This window comes from Paractinoplanes tereljensis (assembly GCF_016862435.1).
GTDB lineage: Bacteria > Actinomycetota > Actinomycetes > Mycobacteriales > Micromonosporaceae > Actinoplanes > Actinoplanes tereljensis.
In genome coordinates this window covers 362,865-369,254 of sequence record NZ_BOMY01000055.1, presented here as the reverse complement: position 1 = coordinate 369,254, position 6,390 = coordinate 362,865, and the positions used below count along the sequence as shown (strand labels likewise).

Below are 6,390 nucleotides of genomic sequence, written 5' to 3'. Positions count from 1 at the left end.
GAGAGCGAGGCGAGGTCCAGGTGGTGGCTGGCGTCGGCCGCGAAGCGGCCGCATACCGGTGTTGTATTCGGGCGCTTCGCGGCCGCCGTCAGGCGCCGCCTGGGCCACGCCGCAGCCACGCGTGATCGGCAGGACAGGCCCTTGTCACTCGCTGAGCAGTGGCTGCCACCAGGTCGGATGCTCGCGGTACCAGGCGATGGTGGTGGCCAGGCCCGAGGTGAACTCGACGCGGGGGCGCCAGCCCAGCTCTCGGCGGATCTTGTCGTCGTCCAGGGCCCGGCGGTGGTCGCCGGTCTTGCGGTCGGGAACCGCGGTTACGTGCTCCCAGCCCAGGCCCAGCTCGGCGAGGATCAGTTCGGTGAGGTCGCGTTCGGTCAGCTCTACGCTGCCGGCCACGTGGTAGACCTCGCCGGGGCGGCCCTCCAGCAGGGCCAGGGCGATGCCGTGGCAGTGGTCGTCGACGTGCAGCCAGTCGCGCACGCGGGCGCCGTCGCCGCGCAGCGGGGCCGCTCGGCCGTCCAGCAGGGCCGTCACGAGCCGGGGGACGGTCTGGTGAGGGTGCTGGTAGGGGCCGTAGCTGTCGCTGCCCCGGGTCACCACCACGGGCAGGCCGTGGGTGCGGTGGTAGGCCAGGGCCATCAGGTCGGCGCCGGCCCGGGCGGCGGCCGCGGGACTGGTCGGGGTGAGCGGGGAGCGTTCGGTCCAGGCGCCGCTGTCGATCGAGCCGTACACGTCGCCGGTGGAGACGTGCACAAAACGGCCGAGGTGGTGCCGGACGGAGGCTTCCAGCAGCACCTCCACGCCGGCGCCGGCGAAGTGCACCACGGCGTCGTGCCCGCGCAGGGCGACGTCGACCATCGGAGCATCCGACGCGTCGGCCGGCACGAAATCGAGGCGCTTGTGCTCGGCGACCGGGCCCAGGTTGGCGAAGTTTCCCGTATACGCCATCTTGTCGAGGACCGTGACCGAGGCGCCCTCCAGGCCCGGCAGACGGTCCGCGAGGACCGCCCGCACGAAGTGCGAGCCGATGAAGCCGGCGCCGCCGGTGACCAAGAGGTTCATCGCACGGCGAGTTTAGCCGGGCCGGCCCGGCCGGCACCCGATCCGGTGACCTGGTGCGGACGCGCAGTGCCGGGGAATGCGCGCCTGGTGACTGCCAATGGATGCCGGATGAGGCTAGTGTTTCGACATGGAACGGCGAATTTTCGGCCTCGAGACCGAGTACGGAGTCACGTGTACTTATCGGGGGCAGCGGCGGCTGTCACCGGACGAGGTGGCTCGCTACCTGTTCCGCCGAGTGGTGTCCTGGGGGCGCAGCAGCAACGTCTTCCTTCGCAACGGTGCCCGTCTCTACCTCGATGTCGGCTCTCACCCCGAATACGCAACGCCCGAGTGTGACTCGGTCACCGATCTGGTCGCGCACGACCGCGCCGGCGAGCGGATCCTGGAGGGTCTGCTGGTCGATGCCGAGAAGCGGCTGCACGACGAGGGGATCGCGGGCGAGATCTACCTGTTCAAGAACAACACCGACTCGGCCGGGAATTCGTACGGCTGCCACGAGAACTACCTCGTAAGTCGGCACGGTGAGTTCGGCCGGCTCGCCGACGTGCTCATCCCGTTCCTGGTCACCCGGCAGTTGATCTGCGGAGCCGGCAAGGTTCTGCAGACGCCGCGGGGGGCCGTGTTCTGTCTGTCCCAGCGCGCCGAGCACATCTGGGAGGGCGTCTCCAGCGCCACCACCCGGTCCCGGCCGATCATCAATACCCGCGACGAGCCGCACGCCGACGCCGAGCGTTACCGGCGGCTGCACGTGATCGTCGGCGACTCCAACATGAACGAGGTCACCACCCTGCTCAAGGTGGGTGCGGCCGACATCGTCCTGCGGATGATCGAGGCGGGCGTGGTCATGCGTGACCTGTCGCTGGAGAACCCGATCCGGGCGATCCGCGAGGTCAGCCACGACGTGACCGGCCGCCGCAAGATCCGGCTGGCCAACAACAAAGAGGTCTCGGCCCTCGAGATCCAGCAGGAATACCTGGCCAAGGCGACCGAGTTCGTCGAGCGGCGCGGCGGCGACCAGACCGCCAAGCGGGTCGTCGAGCTGTGGGGCCGGGTGCTCAACGCGGTCGAGACCGGCAACCTCGACGCGGTGTCCCGCGAGATCGACTGGGTGTCGAAGTACAAGTTGATCGAGCGCTACCAGGCCAAGCACGAGATCCCGATGTCGCACCCGCGCATCGCCCAGCTCGACCTGGCCTACCACGACGTGCGCCGCGGCCGCGGGCTGTACGCCTTGATGGAGAAGCGCAAGCAGGTCGACCGGATCTCCAACGACCTGGAGATCTTCGAGGCCAAGGAGACGCCGCCGCAGACCACCCGGGCCCGGCTGCGTGGCGAGTTCATCAAGCACGCGCAGGAGAAGCGTCGCGACTTCACCGTCGACTGGGTGCACCTGAAGCTGAACGACCAGGCGCAGCGCACGGTGCTGTGCAAGGACCCGTTCCGCGCCTACGACGAGCGGGTCGAGCGGCTGATCGCCAGCATGTGACGCCGGTTTAGGCTGGTCGGGCCATGACTGAACCCGACCAGCCTGAACGCACCGCGGACGACGTCGCGTGGGGCCGCCTGCAGCGGCGCCGCGATCGCATCCGGGCCGAGGTGCGCCGCAACCGTGCGGGCGGCCACCGCATCCCGACCTGGGCGCTAGCCGCCGTACTCGGGCTGTTTCTCCTGGGTTGGTTGATCTTGATCTTGACGCGGTAGCGGCAACCGAACCGCAACCGGCGCGAACCGGGCTTCGCTACCGGAAGCCGGTGTCATTGACCGGATGAGCGGGCGAGGGTGGAAGATCTACGCGGCGATCGCCGCCGTGGCCATCGCCGGCTACCAGCTCATCCCGGCCAGCGGCTGGTGGGAGAGCGGCTGGCAGATGGCGGTCGGATACCTCGGCGTGGCCGGCATCCTGATCGGAGCCCACCGCCTGCCGCGCCGCGACCGGCTGCCCTGGTGGTGCTTCGCCTTCGGGATCGGCGCCAACGTGACCGGCATCCCGGTCTCCATCTACGCCCTCGACGTGCTCGGCTGGCAGGGGCTCCCCACGCCGGCCGACCCGTTCTTCCTCCTGCTCTATCCGGCCTGCGGGGCCGGGCTGGCGGTGCTGATCCGGCGCCGCGAGCCGCGCACCAACTGGACCGCGCTCGTCGACATCGCCACGATCACCACCGGGATCGGTCTGCTCGCCTACGTGTTCGTGATCAAGCCGGTCACCGTGGGACAGGACATCGACATGCTGGGCCGGGGCGTGCAGGCCGCGTACCCGATCGGTGATCTTCTGCTTCTTGCCCTGATCTCCCGGCTGCTGCGCGGCGGCGGGCACCGCGGCGCGCCCTTCTGGTGGATCACCGGTTCACTCAGCGCGTTCCTGGTCGGCGACCTCGCCTGGGTGGTGGTCGGCGATCTGGGCCGCACCGGCGCCCACCTGGAGTCGATCCAGTGGGTGCATCGTTCCATCGACATGGTGTTCCTGGTCGCGTTCGTGCTGTTCGGCATCGGTGCGCTGCACGCCGGGGCGAAGAACGTGATGGCTGCGGTAGCGCCGCAGCCGGCCCGGCTCGGCCGCGTCCAGCTGGTGCTGCTCACGGCGGCGTCGCTGATCGCGCCCGGCCTGCTCGCGGTGCAACTGCACCAGGGGCACGGGCGGGTCACCGACGGCACCGCCATCGTGATCTGCTGTACCGCGCTGTTCCTGCTGGTGGTGATCCGGATGGCGCAGCTGGTTCGGGAGATCGAACGGCAGTCCGCGCAGGTGGCCGAGCTGGCCCGCCGGGACGAGCTGACCGGTCTGCCGAACCGGCGGGCCTGGAACGACGAACTTCCCCGCGCCCTCGAATCCGCCCGCCGCGCGGGCCGCCCGGTGAGCGTCGCGGTGCTCGACCTGGACCTGTTCAAGCAGTACAACGACGCGCACGGCCACCCGGCGGGGGACCGGCTGCTCAAGGAGGCGGCCGCGGCCTGGCACGGCGAGCTGCGCAAGGCGGACCTGCTGGCCCGATACGGCGGGGAGGAGTTCGTGGTGCTGCTGCCGGAAACCGGCGACGACGCGGCCCGGGAGATCATCGAGCGGGCGCTGCGGGTCACGCCGGGCAGCCAGACGTTCTCGGCCGGCATCGCCGTCTGGGACCACAGCGAGACGTCCGACCAGCTGATCGAGCGGGCCGACGAGGCGCTCTACGCGGCGAAGAACGCCGGCCGCAACCGGATCATGGCGTCAGCAGCCGCGCCGCATGCCGTCCCGCCGCTGCCGCGGTGAGGAAGTAGGCGTGATCCTGGTCCAGGCCACGGCCCATGGTAGAGAGGCCGACCGGCGACTTGCGCAGGGCCTCGTCGAGGCCGTCGATCGGGACGCGGACCAGGTGGTGCCGCTCGGCCAGCGGCGCGAGCGCCGCATCGACCGCCGCGGCCAGGGTGGGTTCCAGGCCGTCCGGCACCGGCAGGTCCGCGCGCAGCAGGGCCACTTTGCCGTACGCGGTGAGCGAGTGATGCGAGACGCCCCGGTGTCGTGGCCGCCCGTCGCCGTCCGAGACCCGCAGCGAGCCGATCGGGCGGCCGCCCAGGGTGCCGATCGCGTTGATCGCCTCGCCGAGCGCCACCCCGGAGAACCCCCACGGGGTGCCGGTGCCGAGGTTGCCGGGCCCCTGCGCGACCACAGTGAGGTCCGCCCCGAGCACGTGCCGGCAAGCCAGCAGCCCGGTGTGCACGGTGCTCGCCTCCAGGTCACCGCCGAACGCCTGGCCGGTGGTGACCGTGCCGGCCAGGTGGTCGCGCAGCCCGTCCAGGGTGCGGGAGAACCACGCCGGTAGCGCGCCGCCGTCGGTCATGACGTACGCGACCCGGGCCGTTGAATTTTCCGCCCGGATGCCGGCCAGAATGGCCGGCAGGGCCGAGTGCAGGTCCGCGGTGACCACCGGCATGCCGTCGAGGGACTCGGCGGCGGCCATCGCCGCGCGATGCGGGGAGGCCTCCTCGTCGACGCCGAGCAGGATCGGCTGCAGCGGGGTGTACCGGGCTTTGACCAGGTGACCGGCGTCGCGGGTGGTGCCGTCGTCGACCGGGTCCGGCGGCAGCCGGTCCGGCAGCGCGACCACCAGGGCGTACCCGCCGGTGCCCAGACCCATCACCAGCGCGCCCACGTTGAGCAGCACCCGGTCGCCCGGCTCGGGCTCGCCGACCAGCTCGGGATAGGCGAGCGCGCGCAGTTCCTGATCGCCGACCGTTACCGAAAGCTCGACCGCGCCCCGCCACCGTCGCCGAATTGCCCGAACTGTCCCGGACCGCCATCGCACCATGACCGGCGAGGCTACTCGACGCCGCCGTTGACGTGGTTGCTGCCGGCCTTCCCGCGCGTCGGATCCAGGAAGACGTACCGGATGCCGGGGTAGCGGGCCCGCAGACGCCGTTCGGCCTCGTCGGAGGCCTCCTCGATCTCCCCGCCGCTGACGTCGTCGTCGAAGTCGACCTTGGCGGCGACCAGGATGTCGCCCGGCCCGAGCTGCATGGTCAGCAGCGTTGGGACGGACACCACGATCGGGATGCTGTTCAGGTCCTCCTGGATCAGCTGGTGCATCCGGCGCGGCACCGAGCGGCCGACCAGCAGCGACGCGTTGCTGTGCGCCAGGATCGCGGCGACCAGGAACAGCAGGACGCCGATCGCGATCGAGCTGATGCCGTCCCACACCTCGTCGCCGGTCATCTGGGTGAGTCCCAGGCCGAGCGCGGCGATGATCAGGCCGACCAGGGCGGCCGAGTCCTCGAAGTAGACCGCCTTGACCGTGGTGTCCGGGGTCAGCCGCAGGAACCGCGATCGGGTCACGCCCCACCGGCGGGACTCGCCGGCGACCTGGCGCTGCGCGCGCAGGAAGGAGGAGCCTTCGGCCACGAACGAGATCGCCAGCACGACGTACGACCAGAGGAACTCGCCGCTCTTCTCGTCGGCCACGATGCTGGTGATGCCGTGGTAGATCGAGAATCCGGCGCCGCCGACGAAGGTGAACAGGGCGGCGATGAACGCCCAGACGAAACTCTCCTTGCCGTACCCGAACGGGTGTTGTTCGTCGGCCGGTTGCCGGCCGCGCACCAGCGCGACGTACAGGAAGACCTCGGTGATCGTGTCGGCCAGCGAGTGGACCGCCTCGGAGAGCATCGCCGCCGAGCCCGAGAACAGGCCCGCCACCAGCTTCGCGATGGCGATCGCGAGGTTGGCCGCGCCGGCCAGGATGACCGTGCCGACGCTCTCGCTGCCCTCCGCCGGTTCGTCGCCGGCGGCCAGTGGTTCGGCCGCCGCGAGTCCGACGGGTGCCTCGTCTTCAGATGTCACAAAGACCATCCTTCCCC

The 6,390-nt window shown here is 70.7% G+C and carries 6 protein-coding genes; 3 read left to right on the top strand and 3 right to left on the bottom strand.

The annotated features are described in order from the left end of the window. Positions 1-144: 144 nt before the first annotated feature. Positions 145-1,062, bottom strand: coding sequence for a dTDP-glucose 4,6-dehydratase (locus Ate02nite_RS44370; RefSeq protein WP_203813973.1), 918 nt, complete (start codon positions 1,060-1,062; stop codon positions 145-147). 127 nt (positions 1,063-1,189) lie between these two features. On the opposite strand from Ate02nite_RS44370, the gene pafA reads away from it, so the two are divergent. From pafA to Ate02nite_RS44355, 3 genes are all read left to right on the top strand, one after another. Beyond that, on the top strand, positions 1,190-2,548 hold the full coding sequence (pafA, locus tag Ate02nite_RS44365; RefSeq protein ID WP_203813972.1) for a Pup--protein ligase: 1,359 nt from the start codon (positions 1,190-1,192) through the stop codon (positions 2,546-2,548). Between the two features lie 23 nt (positions 2,549-2,571). After that, positions 2,572-2,763: a hypothetical protein gene (locus Ate02nite_RS44360; protein ID WP_203813971.1), complete on the top strand. Its 192-nt coding sequence runs from the start codon at positions 2,572-2,574 to the stop codon at positions 2,761-2,763. Between the two features lie 64 nt (positions 2,764-2,827). After that, a complete protein-coding gene (locus Ate02nite_RS44355) occupies positions 2,828-4,309 on the top strand; it encodes a GGDEF domain-containing protein (protein ID WP_203813970.1) in 1,482 nt (493 codons plus the stop codon). Here Ate02nite_RS44355 and Ate02nite_RS44350 read toward each other — a convergent pair. Both Ate02nite_RS44350 and Ate02nite_RS44345 read right to left on the bottom strand, forming a co-directional pair. After that, entirely contained in the window at positions 4,260-5,345 is a 1,086-nt protein-coding gene (locus Ate02nite_RS44350) for a DUF3866 family protein (RefSeq protein ID WP_203813969.1), read from the bottom strand. The two genes, Ate02nite_RS44355 and Ate02nite_RS44350, sit on opposite strands and share 50 nt — an antisense overlap. Before the next feature lie 11 nt (positions 5,346-5,356). Then, positions 5,357-6,382 carry a cation diffusion facilitator family transporter gene (locus Ate02nite_RS44345; RefSeq protein WP_203813968.1) on the bottom strand — a complete coding sequence of 342 codons (1,026 nt, stop codon included), beginning with the start codon at positions 6,380-6,382 and terminating at the stop codon, positions 5,357-5,359. Between the last annotated feature and the right edge of the window lie 8 nt (positions 6,383-6,390).